The following is a 16,052-nucleotide window of genomic DNA, read 5'->3' as shown; positions in this document are numbered from 1 at the left end:
CCGTGGATCTCGAAACGTTATTAGCGCCGATAAGCGACACTGCGCCAACGGGTGAAGATGCGAAATACGAATTTAGCTACGAGTTGATGGAAGCTGAAGTTAAAAAATTTGGCTCTTTGTTTGGTGAAACGGTGGATTGGGCTGTCGTGAAAGCTCAGGCTGAAGAAGTATTATCCACGCACAGTAAAGATCTTAAAGCATGTTGTTATTTGACGCGCGCGCTGGCTGAAGACGGGCGTTTAAACGGTGTGGAGCAGGGCTTAGAACTGGTTTATCAAGCTTTAGACCGTTTTGGCGCTGATTTGCATCCTAGGCGCAAACGTGGACGAGATGGCGCAATTGAATGGTTGAACCATCAGTTAAAACTCACGTTACCAAAGTATGAAGAAGCAAGTTGGGAAGCGGTATCACAATGCCTGCAAGTAACTGAAAAACTGCAGGGAAAATTTGATGAAGTGTACGAAGACTCTGAAGTCGATTTTTTTGAAATTCGTACTCAGCTTAACGGCTTAATGCAGCGTGCAAGTGCGCAACCGGCGCCCTCTGAGCCGCAACCTACTGCTGAGCCAGAACCGGCTCAGCCTGATATTCAAGCTGAAAGTGTTGTGCCAACCCCCACGCCTAAGCCGCAAGTTGAAGCAGCGCCAGCGCCTGATACCAAGAGCAAACCGAAACAGAAAGAAGTCGATATTGATACCGACTTTTCTACGCCAACGGCATCAAAGCGGACGTTGAAAAAAGTCGCGGAAACCATGCTGCATGCAAACCCAGCAGCCCCGCTTGCTTACCGTTTGTTCCGCCATTTAACGTGGGATGATGTTGATGGCTTACCAGATAACCAAGAGGGGCAAACGCCACTCATTCTCGCCGTTTCGCAAGATCAGCAAACGGAATATAGAGACAAAGCTCAACAAGAAAGTGACGTCGATACAATTAAACGTTTAGAGAGAACACTGACTGATGCGCCGTTTTGGCTCACTGGTCATTATTACGTTTTCTCCATGCTAACTAACTTAGGGCTCGATAACGCAGCAACGGCTGTGAAAGATGAGGTCTTGTCCTTTGTGAATGAGTTTTCAGGTATTGAAAAACTCACGTTCAAAAATTCTGTTCCATTTGCCGATGAAGCGACACTCAATTGGTTGTCGTCTGGTGTTGCGCAGGCTTCAGGAACCACTACGATGCAAAATGTGGTGTTTGCTGAAGATCAATCATTGCCGCCAGTGGAAGAGGTGACCCTTGAGAATTTAGGGGATTTTTCAGCAGATGTTGCCCAGCGCCTAGAGCAGGACCGCTCGGGTAGAGGGCAGTTTTTGCTGTATTTACAATTAGTAAAAGCCTACCACAGCGTCGGATTATGCACTTTATGTCTTCCTTATCTTGAAAAAATTTGGCTTGTACGTGAAGAAATTAATCTCGCTAGCTGGGAACCACACTTGTCTTTGCAATTAGATGTTCTTACTCAAAAAACTCTTAACGAGTTATACCCCAATAAAGAGCAACTACCTGAAAAGTATCAAGATTGGACAACAATTAATGACTAGTAACAATATTAGATAAGGAACTCGTTATGTCACGTGATGGCTCGGTAGCTCCTAAAGAGCGAATTAATATCCGTTATGTTCCAGCAACAGGTGATGCGCAAGAAGACGTAGAACTGCCGCTGAGTATGATGGTTGTCGGTGATTTCACTGCGCGTGCAGATGAAACCCCGATTGAAGAGCGTACGCCAATCAACATCGATAAAGATAACTTCAACGAAGTACTTGAAGGTTATGCGCCAAACGTAAAAGTAAACGTTGAAAACCGTCTTACAGACGAAGAAGGCGCACAAATGGGCGTCGATCTAACGTTTAAAAACATGAAAGACTTCAGCCCTGAATCTATCGCTCGCAGCGTTCCTGAGCTTAACAGCCTACTTGAACTGCGCGAAGCATTAGTTGCGTTGAAAGGTCCTCTTGGGAACGTACCTGCGTTCCGTAAAAAGATTGCTTCAGTGCTTCAAGATGAAGAAGCACGTAAGAAATTATTGGATGAACTAAGCCTTGGTGCAGACCAAGAAGCGAAAGAAGAGTAAGGGATAGTATGTCGGCAGAAGCTCAAGCGGCAGAACAAGAAGCAGCCCTGGCGGAATCAGGCTCACTTCTTGATAGTATTCTGAATGAAACCCGTTTAAAACCAAGTGATGAAGGTTTCGACGTTGCCAAACGTGGTGTTGAAGCTTTCATTGGTGAACTACTAAGCAATTCAAGCTCAGACAGCAAAGTTGATCAATCTCTGGTTGATCTGATGATTTCTGAAATCGACCAAAAACTGTCTAAGCAAGTCGATGCGATTCTTCATAACGAAGATGTCCAAGCGGTTGAGTCAACGTGGCGTGGTCTGAAGTACCTTGTTGACCATACCGATTTCCGCGAGAACATTCAGATTGAATTGATCTCAGCGAAAAAAGATGAAGTGCTTGATGACTTTGAAGATGCGCCTGAAGTCGTGAAATCTGGTCTTTACAAGCAAATCTATACGCGTGAATACGGTCAGTTCGGTGGTAAACCTGTAGGCGCCGTTATCTGTGACTACCAACTTGCGGCAACCACACCAGACATTAAATTGATGGAATACATGGCGAACGTTGGCGCAATGTCACACGCACCATTTATTACATCTGCGGGTTCTAAGTTCTTTGGCCTAGACAGCTACGAAGATTTACCAAACTTGAAAGATCTCAAGTCAGTGTTTGAAGGCCCTCAGTATACGAAATGGCGTGGTTTCCGTGAACACGAAGATGCACGTTACGTTGGTCTGTGTACGTCACGCTTTATGCTTCGTACTCCGTACTCTGTGGAAGATAACCCTATCAAAGCGTTTGACTACGATGAGATGGTAACAGACAGCCACGATAACTACCTTTGGGGTAACTCGGCGTACGCGATGGCTTCGAAAATCAGCGAATCGTTTGCTAAATATCGCTGGTGTCCAAACATCATTGGTCCGCAAAGTGGTGGCGCAGTATTTGACCTTCCGGTTTACAACTTTGAATCCATGGGTCAAATCGAAACTAAGATCCCAACAGAGATTTTGGTCTCTGACCGCCGTGAGTACGAATTGGCTGAAGAAGGTTTCATTGCGCTAACAATGCGTAAAGGTTCTGACAATGCGGCGTTCTTCTCTGCAAACTCAGTACAAAAACCAAAAGTCTTCGCTAATACGCCTGAAGGTAAGCAAGCGGAAATGAACTACAAGTTGGGTACTCAGCTTCCTTACATGTTCATCATTAACCGCCTTGCTCACTACATTAAAGTGCTACAACGCGAACAAATCGGTTCTTGGAAAGAGCGTTCTGACCTAGAAAGCGAATTGAACAAATGGATCCGTCAATACGTGTCTGACCAAGAGAACCCGCCAGCGGAAGTTCGTGGTCGTCGTCCGCTTCGCGCAGCGAAAGTGGAAGTGTCTGACGTTGAAGGCGATCCAGGTTGGTACAAAGTATCAATGTCTGTTCGTCCGCACTTCAAATACATGGGTGCAAGCTTTGATCTGTCTCTAGTTGGTAAACTGGATCAGTAATTCAAAGTAAAAACATAGGCGGCCAGTCTTTTCGAAGTTGGCCGCTTTTTCGGGTTAAGTTGCGGTGGCAATCGCATAGAGTAAGAGCCGAGTATGGAAAAAGGTTATCGTCTATTAGAACGTATTGAATTGGGTGAACCCAAAAACAGTTATGACAAAGTGGTGTCACACAAACATCTCATAGAATCCATTCATATTCATCTCGCCGATCTTCTTAATACCCACGCCGGAAACGCCATGATTGATGGCGATTACGGCTTACCTGATTTTAACGATGTGTTGTCTAACAACACCAACTTAGTGCGAAATATTCAGCAAAATATACGCACCACCATCGAACGCTATGAGCCGAGATTACGTAATATCGACGTTCATTATCGCGAAGACCACCACAACCCGCTGCAACTCGGATTCGGCATTTTGGCGGAAGTATTCCATAACGGGGGCAAGGTCTCGATGTCGATTGATATCTATATGGGTGTCGATGGTCAATTTAACGTCTAGTAGGTAACGGTTTGAGTAACAGTAAGTATTTCCAAGATGAGCTGACTTATCTTCGTGAGTCGGGCGCTGAATTTGCTAAATATCACCCTAAACTAACGCATTTCCTGTCTGACGGTACGTTTGATCCTGATGTGGAACGTCTGCTTGAAGGGTTTGCCTTTCTCACTGGGCGAATTCGCGAAAAAATAGACGATGAGCTACCTGAGCTCACGCAATCATTGATGACTCTGTTGTGGCCTCACTACATGCGTTCCATCCCGTCGATGTGCATCAGTGAGCTCACACCGCACTCCGGCAGTGTGACTGAAAAAACCGTCATTAAACGCGGGGCAGAGATGGCCAGTGAGCAGGTCGAAGGTACACAGTGTCTATTCCAAACCTGTTATGATGTCAGCCTCTATCCTCTGCAAATTAACCAAATCGATCAGAGTAATAGTCGGACAAGTTCCAGTGTCGATGTTACCTTGTCGACGGAAAACGGTCTTGAGCTTAGTCGAATCGGTATGGACTCTTTACGCTTTCACCTCCACGGTGAACTGCATATTACACGCTCGCTGTATTTGTGGCTGTTTAAGTATCTTGATCACATTAAGTTGGACGTTGGTGGCGGTTATGTTCATCAACTCAGACCGGATGCAGTGAAAGCGGTGGGCTTTGGGGAAAAAGAAGCGATTCTTCCTTACGGCGCCAATTCGTTTTCAGGGTACCGCTTGCTACAAGAGTTTTTCTCATTACCCGACAAGTTCATGTTCTTTGATGTCACAGGGCTTGAGTGGTTAAAAGGCATTCCGCAACGTTCGACCTTGAAAATGACCTTTTGCTTTAATCGTGCTTTGCCTTCTGAGGTGGTGCTCAAAGATAAGCATCTTCGTCTTAATTGTACGCCTGCGGTGAACTTATTTGAGAAAGACGGTGACCCAATCCGTTTGGAGCATCGCCGCAATGAATATAAGGTCCGCCCACAAAGTACCAACCAAGAACACTATGAAGTGTACTCCATAGATGCAGTGGAAAGCTGGAGTAAAGATGAGCGGCGCCGAAAAGCATTGATTGAATTTGAGTCGTTTGAACACCAAATTAACCAACGTGATAAGCGTGAGTTTTATAAATCCAAAGTGGCTGAGCGTATCAGTGGGCGAGGGTTAGAGCGCTATATCTCTTTCCACACTCATAATGGCGATGTTGCCGAGCTTGGGACTGAAACGGTATTGATGAAGCTCAAATGCAGCAACGCTGACCTTGCTGAGCGCCTATCCGTGGGTGATATTGTGTACACGACACATAAATCCCCGACCTATGCGACCTTCAGTAATATCACCAAGCCGACTCAATCTGTGAGCCCTCAAGTGAATGGTGAACTGCAATGGCAGCTCATTGCCAATATGTCACTGAACTATTTATCGCTCGCAAACATCGACGTATTGAAAGTCTTGCTCTCCACTTACGATTTCCATTCTCGCGTTGACCGTCAAGCGCACCGAGCATCGATTCATCGCTTAGATGGCATAAGAGCTTCGCAAATGAATCCCATTGATCGCGTATTTCGCGGGGTTTCGATTCGCGGCAACCAGTTCAAGCTCACCACCAACTCAACCTATTTCGTCAATGAAGGTGACATGTTCTTAATGTGTAACGTGCTCAATGAGTTTATCCGCTTGTACTCGAGTGTGAACTCGTTTACCGAGCTAGAAGTGTTTGATGAAGCCAGTGGTGAAGTTTACCAGTGGGAAAGCTTAACTGGGCAGCAGACAGTATTATGATTGGTGCATTAACTTCTAAAACCCATGAGTTTAGTTTCTTCCAAGCGGTGCACTTGCTGGAGAAGCACTACCAGTATGAACCCGATAATCAGTTTGTCGCCGTGGGTGAGAATAAATACTTTCACCATGAGTTCATTGAATTTAGCGTGTCGCCAAATTTATCGTTTCCTAAAAGCGATATGGATTATATCGTTCATATGGAACGCGATGGTCGCAGTTATACTCGGGTTGAAACCAACTTCTTGGGGCTTCACGGTTCAAGTTCACCACTACCGGCGTCGTACACGGAGAAACTCGCAGGGCGTGATGAAGACGATAACCCGGTAAAAGACTTCTTCGATTTTTTTCATAATCGACATATCTCTTTGCTGTATCGAGTGTGGAAAAAATACCGCTATCATATTCAATATCAAAGCGGGGCAAATGACCGTTTTTCAGGGCGTATTCTCCACCTAGCGGGCTTGTCTGAAGTGATTCAGGAAACGTCTGCCTCTGAACTCGATCGGGCGAAAATTTTATCCTACGTTGGTCAGCTCTCGACGCGAACACGCTCTCCTAAGCTGATTTCTGGTATCGTTGCGCACTATTTCTCGCTACCAAATGTCCGTATCGAAGAGTGGGTGTATCGCCGTGTTAATATTGATGAGCGTCAGCGTAATCGTCTGAATCGTGCCAACTGCGTTTTGGGGCAAAATTTGCACTTAGGACAGAGTATTGCGGACTTAAACGGTAAGTTTAATGTGTGTATCGATAATATTGATTTCGATACGTTCGTGACCTTTTCAAACGGAGGTGAGGGACACCGAACATTAACTGGGTTGATGCAGTTTATTTTGCGTGACCCGATGTCTTGGGATCTCAAGCTCACCGTTAACCTCGATACGATTCCCCACAATCAGTTAGGACAGGGTAAGGGCAATAAACTGGGGCAAACGTTATGGCTAGGACAAGCCAAAGAGGGTGATGCGAAGATCAAAGTGATTGGTAGTATCTAGCGCCTGGAGGGCGGGATAAAATTAAAAAAAGTATCCACCGGCATAGCCGGTGGTTTTTCATATGCGCCTATAAGGCTCTCCTACTGGCAGCGCCCTAGCAGGCGCGTAGTGATCTGACATTTGCATATGACTATTTCCTGCGGCCCGTAAACGGGCTACCTGAATACGGGAGCGATAATTGCTCTCCCATTTTATCCTGCTCTAATTGGTGCTTGATGTAATTTTGTATCTTGCTCGTATTCTTACCTACCGTATCTACATAATAACCTCGGCACCAAAACTCTCGATTTCTATATTTAAACTTCAAATCGCCGAATCGTTCATAAAGCATTAGGCTACTTTTGCCTTTCAAGTTCCCCATAAACCCTGAAACACTCATTTTGGGCGGTATTTCTAAAAGCATGTGGATATGATCCGCGCAACATTCCGCTTCAAGAATGTTCACATTTTTCCATTCACATAGTTTCCTCAATATTTCACCTATCGCTCTACGTTTTTCTCCGTAGAAAACTTGCCTTCTATATTTCGGTGCAAAGACTATGTGGTATTTACAGTTCCAGCGCGTGTGCGCTAAGCTCTTTTCGTCCCCCATTGGGACCCCCTTTCAATTCTTAATTAACTCTTGCAGTTGCCAGACCACAAGACGTTTTTATCAAATTGAAAGGGGTTATATAACTGACTTATAGCTATAAGCTTTACGGAACCCCCAGCCTAGCTGGGGGTTTTCTCTATACAATAAAAAAGCCGCTGGGAGAAGCGGCTTTTTTGCGTGTCGAAACAATGGTTAACGATTGATCGGTTGATGCAAAACCACCGTGGTATTAATCGATTTGATGCCGTTAAACGATTCAATCTCGTTACATAAGCGGTGAATCGATTGAAGATCTGGCGCTTCGATTAACGAAATAATGTCGTAGTTACCCCCAACAATACTGGTAAGACGCACTTCAGGCAGTTCCTTCAGCGCATTGCTCACTTCGTTTTTTTTGCCTTTCTCACAAGAGATCAGCAAATAGCTGGCGGCTTTTCGCCCTTCATTTTCGACTCGGATTTGAGCGGTGTAACCTTTGATTACACCGGTTTTTTCTAGCCTGTTGATGCGTTCAGCCACTGCCGTTCGTGACAAACCAATGTTACGAGATAAATTGGCGATAGATTCACGGCCATTAGAAAGCAAGTTAGAAAGTATCTTGCGATCCAATTTATCTAAACCTTGAAGATTCATATTTGACATCATAGTCCTGCCTTTGCGTTATTTTTAGTATAGTGTTGTTATTGTTCGATTTTTTCTGGAAGAGTGAAGTTATATAACTCTTCCAATGTAAATGGGTTGGTTTGCGCATGCGGGGTAATACGTAAACGCAAATCTCGGCCAGAAATACGAATATCACTGGTAAAGCTGCCGTTATGCGTATTGGTGAGTGTTGAGTCACCAAACAAGCGGTAAATCGCCCATTGTCCATTCTTATCTAAGACATGCTGTGTACCTTCATCAGTGACGTCCTGAATGGTCATACTGATCTTGAAGTTGCCGTCTTTGGGTGGCCATTGCAGTTCTTGAATACGGCTTGGGCCATGGAAATAATTGAAGCTTGCGTCTGCTATTTGAATATTGGCACGCATTGCACTTGAGTCCATATCCATCACTTCAGCACTGAACGGGATATACACTTTATTGGTGCTCTTATTGATCAGAGCATCACGAATTACGTTGTAGTTGCGCAGTTGGACCAAGACTTCCTGAGACAGTGCCATCGTTTCGCCATCTAGACGTTTTGGACGCCATAGGTTGGTGTCATAGAACGGGGCAAAGTTCTCTTTAATGAAGTTATCCAAAATACCGCCAGAGGCGAACAGCAACTCAAAGTCTTCTAGAGAAATTTCTTTTTCTGCTTTCAGATCAAAGGGGTATTTACCAAGGCCAAGTTCTTTAAACTTACTGTAGACTTGGCTGTACCACTGAGTCTGAATGCCGCGAGAAGACTCTTTGATGATCACAGACCAGCTTTGATTGACGACAGCAAGCAGCCAGCTACGAACCGGTTCCGGTGAGCGATCGGCTATTTGCTTTAACCGAATCAATGGGTCGGCATCCGTGCTGCTAATACGTTGGCGGGCAACGGTGAGCGCCGTCATTTGAGGATCTGGCGAGTCAGCAATATCTTTCATGTAGTTGCGGACTTGGCTCAGTGCAGTAACGGTTTCTTCCCAAGGTGATGTGGTATCCGATGTTTCACTGACCTGCAGTTGGTTGAGGTTATGGAAAGCCTTTTCAACACGCTGCATTAACACGTAGTCAGGTTGAACCACTTCTTCAGCTTGGTCTGTTACTTCTTCAATGGCATCCGTTAAGCTTGGTTTGACCTTAGAAAGCAGGGCATCCTGGCTTTCATCACGTGTAAAGTGGGTGTTGCTGAACACTTGCTTTAGAACCGTGGTCATTGGTGAAGAAGGGCCTGAAATCAGGTCAATCGCATTGGTAATATCACCCACAGTATCGTATTTTTTGACTTTCAACTCGCTCAGCGCATTACGCCAATAGGTGATGTAGTCGTCGGTGTATTTTTTACGAACTTGCTGCTTAAACGCTTCTTGCTCTTCCGGTGTCGGTACCACATTGTTGGATAGGCCCAAAACCCAGTTGTCGGCAATAACTTGTTCCGACATGAGGTCAACCCGAGGGCGATAGAAGGTACTGAATCCGGTAGCGGTATACACTTTACTGACTTCTAAGCGGTTATTATCGACTTGGTCATCAAAAATATTGAAGAAGTCAAAGCCGACGACGCGCTGCATATCTAACGTGCCTAAATCGATGTCACTGGCTTGTTGAAGTAGGTGTGCGTAAACCAAATCAACATTCGAATGTGCAAGCAGAGAACGACGTGTTGCACGCACGATGTCCATATTGATTTCAACCGAATCAAATGACGTGCGTAGATAGGCATCCAAGTAGTCCATCACTTTGGTGACGGTTTCTGGGTTTGAGCTCAAGGCGTTAAGGACTTGCAGCGTTTGCTTGCGCAAAAACTTAACGTCACGTTTCTTAGATTCCTTGAGCATCAAGTAACCTTTGAGCAGCGGCAAAGAGCGACTGAGGTTATCTTGGTTGTTTGCCAATTCGATGCGATAACCCTTTTCAATCAAAGGCATCAGCTTGTTTGACAACTGGTCGATAAGCGCGCGATAGGCAATTTTCGTACTGTCTTCTAATCGACTGACTTTTAAAGAGACAACTTCGTTGTCCAATGCGGTATTGCCGCTTAGCCAGCCCTCGTAAGCCGATTGCACAGAGACAGACGCACTTTCCAGCTCTTCATTAAAGGATTTGGTGGCGCTATCACCGCTATCAACCGTGTCGACACCGACTAAGGTGTTAATTACACGTATATTACTGCCGAGAGTATCGACAAAGAAATACGCGCTTCCTGCAATAAACATCGCGGCAAAGACAATGGTTGCACGGCTCTTACGCTGTAACTTACGAAGGTAAGCTTTGTTTTCGCCTGCAAAATCCGCTTCAGGAAGAATTTGCGAATCGACCAGAAAACGTGTGAAGAACGGCGTTTCTGATAAATGTGTATGCTCCGAGGCAATGATTGGCAAATTGAAGTAATTGCTGCAGCTTTTCGCGAGCAAATTATATTTGCGTCCGCCTTGAATACTCGAGCAGAAAAACACTTCACGAATATCAAAATAATAGTGCCCACGATTGATTGACGAGATACGTTCCACTAAAGAGCCGATTTCCGATTTACACAGTTCAAATTGCTTTGGAAACGCCAAAATAGCTTGTTTTTCATCAACGTTGGTTGTGTTGGTCGAAGAGTCTAGGGCGTTGGTTTCCATGACTCTAACCAAGTTTTGATAGCTGTCTTCGTAATAGTCAGTCACCGCACCTTTGGCTTCTTTCAATGGGATAGAAAGAAACTCAATGCTGGTTTTTAATGGGCTGAATTGAACGTACTCTTTAAACCCTTCCAATTTATCCAACTTAGACATGATCAGATAAATAGGCAGCGCGGAAGAAGTCTCTTTGCCTATCGATTCAAGACGGTCAAGCAGGGCAGTGAGCGTGTATTCTACTTGTTCATTTTCGTTGACGATCAAAAACTCAAAGTCGATAAAGAACAAGCTGCCAGCAAACGGTTTTCTTGGGCGGTGTCGAATCACCTCTTTTACCAATGTATCCCAAAGTGCGGCATCGGCACTTGATACTTCTTGATATACGAGACGCTGGTCAGGCTTAAGGTAAATTGCCGTATCTGACTCATACCACTCAAAAAAGTCATTTTTTGCGGTACGGCTTTTGTCCATCGGTTTGATGGCGTTGGAGTTAGTCAGAAACTGAACTTTTCCCGCGCCTTTGTTCCCTAAAAGTAGATAAATCGGTTTTTTCCCAGATTTACTTAATAGGGGGCTTATTACCATAGAAAGCGCTTCTTCTTCGGTCTCAAGTTTTAGCGCTTTATTGCCTTTGCGTTTTTTAACCCACAGAGTTACCTGGAAAACGACATAGAATAAAGCAATGACACCGAGACCGGCCCAAAGATACAGTCTGTCTAGATCAGTCAGCCAAAATATAAATATTGCTGCTAAAATCGACGCAAAGATAATGGCTACCAGTGTTGATAAAAACACTGGATTGCGGAAGAGTTTATTTTTTAACATAAGCCTGTTGCGTTTATTTGTCTAATTATTGTTTTGTAGTTTCGAGAGCATGCTGAACTTGATTTATCTTGTGCAGATAAATATTCAATAGTTCAAGAGAACGATTTAGCTCTTCAAGGTTTTGTGATTTTTCTGAATACTCAATTCGCCCCAACAAAGGAAAAAGGGTGTTGCTATATTGATAGGCTTTTTTCGCTTCATTATCCGCACTATTTGCAATGACATTGGCAAATACCGTACGAGCGTTTGTAAATTGTTTGTGCAAATTAGAATATTGCACTTCGATGTTACGACGCTGCTGGTAAAATTCTTGATTAAGTTTTAACGCACTAGACGAGTCTGGATATAACGCTACTACGTTATCAAGAATATTTCCTAGGCTGTCCATTTGTGTCACTTTTAAAGGCGAACGTTGCCAACCATTCATTAAGCTATTAAGACGAGAAATAAGCAGTGGCTTAATATCGTCTTTAAAATCTTTGTATTCGACGGATAACTTATCTGTTATTACTTCGATTTGATGTATAGAGCCAGATTCGATATTTGTCTTTAGTGATTTAAGTTGGTGGTTTTGGTAAATAAAATAAGAACTCACAATAACAAATAACGCAATAACCATCGCTGATATAGTGATAATAGCGGAACGGCTCTCATGTTCTTTTTTTGTTGGTGCGGCTGTTTTTGGTGGGGTCGCAGGTTGAGGTGTTGCCGGCTTCATAATTTCGACTTTGACCGCTTTGTTCTTCGCCTGACGTTCTTTTTCTGCTTGCTTGTCTTTTAGGTTCTCGATGTGTTGCATTAGCTCACGACGAATCCCCCCGAATGAAGGCGCCTTAATTCCGTAATGGAGACGAAGCTCTTCCTCTAGACTTAGGCAGACACGATGGCCAGCCTCAAGGAGGGGAAGGTGATCTTCTGAAATATTGATTTTTTTCAATCGCTTATCAGCATGCTCTATTAGCCACTCCATCGCACCGATACGAGCATTGGGTTTGCTTGGATCAGGGTAGGCGGAGTGCCAATATACGACACACAGATCAAGCAGAGAGTGTAAGCCTTCGACAAAACCTTTTAAACCATCGTTGTGCATAGCTGCGACGGTGTAATAACAGCTGCATCGAAAATCTTTACTGTCGCTGACAAGAATTTTCTTTGAAAGAGTTTGAACTTTTTTCCAAGAGACAGACCCGGTAACTTTACTCAGGTTATTTATTTGACGTTTGATTTCGTCAAACTCTTCCAAATTATTAGGGTTATCACCAGAAGGGCTAGTATCGCTAATAGGCCTTCTAGCAAAATCAGTAAAGAACATATTGAATAGATCCAACTAAAGTTACAATGTAATGGTTGATATGCATGCCTAAACCTTTAGGTTTAATTTATAGTTTTATAATTTAAGGTTTTAGCTTTTATATTTATTTTGCGAAGGATTTTATAGTTAAAAAGTTTAATTTGAACAAAAAAATTGCCCCCGTTTGTTGTATTTTAACTAAGTGTGATGTGCATCACATTACATACCGAATGGCATTATCTAAAGAGGTAGTTAAGTTTGATGTTTATTCCATTTTTTATGTTTTTATTTAAATATTTTGCATAAAATGGTCTCTCTGAAGGATGTAATGCTGTAATGGCTTATTTTGTTTAAATAATGAGCGTTTTAAGCTGGTTTTCTGGCAGATTAAAAAGGATAAAAAATAGAGCGATAGTTTGTGTTGTGTTAATAAAATATCGGTTCTATTTACATTTGTGTAACTAGGTCGGCGTTTGTTATTGTCTTTCTTATCATTAGTTTGTTTTATCGCTATATAACTAAAGTTATAGTTATATTCACGTCTTAAGTAGTCTTTTTGCAGTATTTGCTCGATGTGCTTTACAGCATGTTGAAAATGTCCAATAGCTTGGTATCTTTCGCGTTTTATTATTCGGAATAGACTTTTCTTCGAGGGAAACGATGCTCAAACCAAGCCAAATTGGCGCGCTATCACTTATGTGTCTTTTTTCTACAGTTAGTTTCGCGAAAGGCGAACGATACGGTATTTCTTATAATCTTTTCAGTGTCGAAAGCATTGAATATGACGAAGGCGAAAGTGGCGAACAAGATATGACGCGTTTTGGCCTCGTTCATACTCGTCCATTAGACGAAAACAATAATCGCTGGCGTTGGTGGTTTGGCTTAAATTATCTCAATGGTGAAGTAGACGCACCAATGAATGGTTTATATCAGGAAGTCACAAACTATGAACTGCGTGTCGTTCCCCAGTATGCGATTGGGACATGGACACTGTTTACGCCTTATATCGGTGCAGGTGTATCCCTTGCGTATTCTCAATATTCTAACCGCTGGGTTGTTGACCAAGACGGCTACAAATATGGTGACCAATTGGAAGACGTTTCTCAGTTTGAAGTGGGTGCGGTTGTGACTGCCGGAATGGTGATTAAACTGGGCAGTAATCCGAACGCACATGTTCAACTTATTCCTCAAGCTTCTTACATCGCACCCGTGTTCAACGATGGGTTGGGTGGCGTCGAACTGTCTGTTTCGTTGGTATTCTAGAGGTCAACAATGAGATTAAATCAGCTTGTTTTAACCATCGCCAAATGTCCGGAAGAGTATACCGGCTCTAAGCATATTGAGATGCCAGAAGAAGGAGGCTCGATTGGGCGCAATCCAAGCTGTACATTAACACTTGCTGACCATAACCGGTTTATTTCGGGTACGCACTGCTTGATTAGCGTCTATGGGGATACATATTACATTAGTGATGTCAGCACTAATGGCATTCTAATTAATGGTAATAAAGTCCTACGCAATCAACCTGTGTCACTTTATGAAGGGGATGCTGTTACCCTTGGACAATATGAAATGCACGTTGTGTTTGAGCAAATCGCGCTGGCTCAAGATATAGCCGCAGATATTGCCCCTGAACGTGATTCAAGTGACCCGTTAGTGAATCTAGGCGAGCCTGTTGTTGAAGAGGAGCAGCAAGTCGGGTCTCTAGAAGATCTGTTTATGGAAACAAAACCTGATGAAATTGATGGGCAAGACCCTATCACACACCTCAATTTTTCCATGCAGCGCGATGATGATTTCTTGATTCAAGATGAAGAGCATCGTAAGCCTCAGCCTGCAGAGCCAATCGATAATCGTCGTCAAATCGTTGATGATAGCTTTAGTATCGATTCCGAATTTGATATCCCGAACCTGATTCCTGAAGATTGGTTAGGTGCCGAGAAAACAGCGTCTGCGCCTCCCCGCACTGACAATCACCCGCCGCAAGAGAAGGTGTTTGTTGAGCCTGCGCCTCATGCAGAAAAACAGCCCAATGCGCAATCATTTAACGCCGAGGCTCACCAGGCCGCACATACCGTAAAGGCGGCAACGCAACAAACCGTTCAAACTGGAACCCCAACTCAGAGTTGGGAAGAAGTCACTTTGCCATTTGAACCTAAGCATCAAGCGGAGTCATCAGAAGCGAGCGTTACGCCATCAGTAAACGTCGAGCCGACAACGATTCATACTGAGACACCGCCTACTTCAGGCCCTTTAGGTATGAGCGAGGCGTTTTTTCAAGGATTAGGAATCTCAGAGCCCGAACTTGTGCAGCAAGATGAGCAGTTTTTTAGACACATGGGAATGTGTTTGCGTCTCTGTATGGACAGCTTACAAAAAGAGCTCAATGACGTAGAGACATTGAAGCAAGATGGCGAAAGCCAAAACACGACAGCCAATTTGACAGAGCTGATGTTAACTCTAAGCAGTCAAAAACTCCTTGCACCTCATGAACTGATTGAGCAGATGCTCGATGAGCTTTCTGATCACCGCGTGTTATATGAACGCGCGATTAGCGATTTCTTGGTTGAACAGATTAATGCCTGTGAGCCGAAAAAATTTGAACATGATTTTAGCAACAATAAAAAGTTTGCATCTAAATCAAAACTTTGGAGCGCTTATACCGCTCATTATGATCAAAACCGCCTTAAATTTAACGACCATTCTGTAAAGAAATTGATCAAAGAAAACTATGAAAAAATTGTTCAAGAAAAACATGCGTAGTGCGCTTATCGCATTAATGGTTTCCTCGCTCAGCGGATGCGCAGTGTGGGATCAAATGAAAGAGTCTACGGGAATCACGCCTGAAACATCTTCGATTGAATTAGTGATCGAAGCTTCTGATGTTCTCAACGTTCGTGAGGGCGGGGAGTCCTCTCCCGTCATTTTACGCATTCATGAATTAACATCGCCCGTTCTTTTTCGAAGCCTCGATTTCTTTGCTCTGTTTGATAACGACAAAGCGGCACTTGGCGATGAGTACATCAAACGTTATGAATTCCAGCTCAAGCCAGGCGATACCATTGAACAGACAATAGAGTTATCTCCTGATACTCGTGCCGTCGGTTTTTCGGTGGCGTTTCGTGAGATTAATGGCTCGTCATGGCGCAAAGTTGAACTGGTTGATGAAAAAACCGAATATTTTTTGAGATTAATTGTTGAAGGCAGCGAGTTATCTTCCGATAAAAGTCGCGGCATAGAACAGACGTATTTTTAAGGGATCACCAC

At 43.8% G+C, this 16,052-nt stretch carries 13 protein-coding genes; 9 read left to right on the top strand and 4 right to left on the bottom strand.

Translation table 11 applies throughout. The features are described from left to right. Positions 1-2 precede the first annotated feature (2 nt). The 6 genes from tssA (at position 3) to tssG (ending at position 6,823) form a co-directional block, all read left to right on the top strand. Positions 3-1,544 carry a type VI secretion system protein TssA gene (tssA, locus tag M1D72_RS14905; RefSeq protein WP_456295683.1) on the top strand — a complete coding sequence of 514 codons (1,542 nt, stop codon included), beginning with the start codon at positions 3-5 and terminating at the stop codon, positions 1,542-1,544. A 26-nt stretch (positions 1,545-1,570) separates the two neighbouring features. Next, positions 1,571-2,077 carry a type VI secretion system contractile sheath small subunit gene (tssB, locus tag M1D72_RS14900; RefSeq protein ID WP_390189828.1) on the top strand — a complete coding sequence of 169 codons (507 nt, stop codon included), beginning with the start codon at positions 1,571-1,573 and terminating at the stop codon, positions 2,075-2,077. An 8-nt stretch (positions 2,078-2,085) separates the two neighbouring features. Further along, the gene (tssC, locus tag M1D72_RS14895; protein WP_390189830.1) at positions 2,086-3,564 is read left to right on the top strand and encodes a type VI secretion system contractile sheath large subunit; all 1,479 of its coding nucleotides are present in this window, start codon (positions 2,086-2,088) and stop codon (positions 3,562-3,564) included. A gap of 93 nt (positions 3,565-3,657) precedes the next feature. Then, positions 3,658-4,068 carry a type VI secretion system baseplate subunit TssE gene (tssE, locus tag M1D72_RS14890; protein ID WP_390189832.1) on the top strand — a complete coding sequence of 137 codons (411 nt, stop codon included), beginning with the start codon at positions 3,658-3,660 and terminating at the stop codon, positions 4,066-4,068. An 11-nt stretch (positions 4,069-4,079) separates the two neighbouring features. After that, positions 4,080-5,828, top strand: a complete 1,749-nt coding sequence (tssF, locus tag M1D72_RS14885; RefSeq protein WP_456295682.1) for a type VI secretion system baseplate subunit TssF — start codon at positions 4,080-4,082, stop codon at positions 5,826-5,828. Beyond that, positions 5,825-6,823 (top strand): type VI secretion system baseplate subunit TssG, encoded by a 999-nt coding sequence (gene tssG, locus M1D72_RS14880; protein WP_456297403.1) that lies wholly within the window; start codon positions 5,825-5,827, stop codon positions 6,821-6,823. The genes tssF and tssG overlap by 4 nt, the downstream gene beginning before the upstream one ends. 130 nt (positions 6,824-6,953) lie before the next feature. Here tssG and tnpA read toward each other — a convergent pair whose 3' ends face one another. From tnpA to M1D72_RS14860, 4 genes are all read right to left on the bottom strand, one after another. Continuing rightward, positions 6,954-7,415, bottom strand: a complete 462-nt coding sequence (tnpA, locus tag M1D72_RS14875; protein WP_456295681.1) for an IS200/IS605 family transposase — start codon at positions 7,413-7,415, stop codon at positions 6,954-6,956. Positions 7,416-7,607: 192 nt separating this feature from the next. Next, positions 7,608-8,060 carry an Lrp/AsnC family transcriptional regulator gene (locus M1D72_RS14870; protein WP_390189836.1) on the bottom strand — a complete coding sequence of 151 codons (453 nt, stop codon included), beginning with the start codon at positions 8,058-8,060 and terminating at the stop codon, positions 7,608-7,610. A gap of 35 nt (positions 8,061-8,095) precedes the next feature. Next, positions 8,096-11,494: a type VI secretion system membrane subunit TssM gene (gene tssM / locus M1D72_RS14865; RefSeq protein ID WP_456295680.1), complete on the bottom strand. Its 3,399-nt coding sequence runs from the start codon at positions 11,492-11,494 to the stop codon at positions 8,096-8,098. A gap of 25 nt (positions 11,495-11,519) precedes the next feature. Next, entirely contained in the window at positions 11,520-12,806 is a 1,287-nt protein-coding gene (locus M1D72_RS14860) for a type VI secretion system ImpA family N-terminal domain-containing protein (RefSeq protein ID WP_456295679.1), read from the bottom strand. Between the two features lie 639 nt (positions 12,807-13,445). Between M1D72_RS14860 and M1D72_RS14855 the strand changes: the two genes are divergently transcribed. Genes M1D72_RS14855 through tssJ form a run of 3 tightly spaced genes read left to right on the top strand, consistent with a single transcriptional unit; the run spans position 13,446 to position 16,041 of the window. Continuing rightward, a complete protein-coding gene (locus M1D72_RS14855; protein WP_390189843.1) occupies positions 13,446-14,048 on the top strand; it encodes a hypothetical protein in 603 nt (200 codons plus the stop codon). Between the two features lie 9 nt (positions 14,049-14,057). Next, positions 14,058-15,548: a type VI secretion system-associated FHA domain protein TagH gene (gene tagH, locus M1D72_RS14850; RefSeq protein ID WP_456295678.1), complete on the top strand. Its 1,491-nt coding sequence runs from the start codon at positions 14,058-14,060 to the stop codon at positions 15,546-15,548. Next, a complete protein-coding gene (gene tssJ / locus M1D72_RS14845; RefSeq protein WP_390191827.1) occupies positions 15,541-16,041 on the top strand; it encodes a type VI secretion system lipoprotein TssJ in 501 nt (166 codons plus the stop codon). The genes tagH and tssJ overlap by 8 nt, the downstream gene beginning before the upstream one ends. Positions 16,042-16,052 lie beyond the last annotated feature (11 nt).

The organism is Vibrio sp. AK197, from assembly GCF_053903115.1.
This window is presented reverse-complemented; position numbering and strand designations above follow the sequence as displayed.

Bases quoted from the DNA above. Each gene is read 5' to 3' on its own strand.
- tssB (WP_390189828.1), top strand. From the start codon at position 1,571: ATGTCACGTGATGGCTCGGTAGCTCCTAAAGAGCGAATTAATATCCGT.
- tssC (WP_390189830.1), top strand. From the start codon at position 2,086: ATGTCGGCAGAAGCTCAAGCGGCAGAACAAGAAGCAGCCCTGGCGGAA.
- tssE (WP_390189832.1), top strand. From the start codon at position 3,658: ATGGAAAAAGGTTATCGTCTATTAGAACGTATTGAATTGGGTGAACCC.
- tssG (WP_456297403.1), top strand. From the start codon at position 5,825: ATGATTGGTGCATTAACTTCTAAAACCCATGAGTTTAGTTTCTTCCAA.
- tnpA (WP_456295681.1), bottom strand. From the start codon at position 7,415: ATGGGGGACGAAAAGAGCTTAGCGCACACGCGCTGGAACTGTAAATAC.
- M1D72_RS14870 (WP_390189836.1), bottom strand. From the start codon at position 8,060: ATGATGTCAAATATGAATCTTCAAGGTTTAGATAAATTGGATCGCAAG.
- tssM (WP_456295680.1), bottom strand. From the start codon at position 11,494: ATGTTAAAAAATAAACTCTTCCGCAATCCAGTGTTTTTATCAACACTG.
- M1D72_RS14860 (WP_456295679.1), bottom strand. From the start codon at position 12,806: ATGTTCTTTACTGATTTTGCTAGAAGGCCTATTAGCGATACTAGCCCT.
- M1D72_RS14855 (WP_390189843.1), top strand. From the start codon at position 13,446: ATGCTCAAACCAAGCCAAATTGGCGCGCTATCACTTATGTGTCTTTTT.
- tagH (WP_456295678.1), top strand. From the start codon at position 14,058: ATGAGATTAAATCAGCTTGTTTTAACCATCGCCAAATGTCCGGAAGAG.
- tssJ (WP_390191827.1), top strand. From the start codon at position 15,541: ATGCGTAGTGCGCTTATCGCATTAATGGTTTCCTCGCTCAGCGGATGC.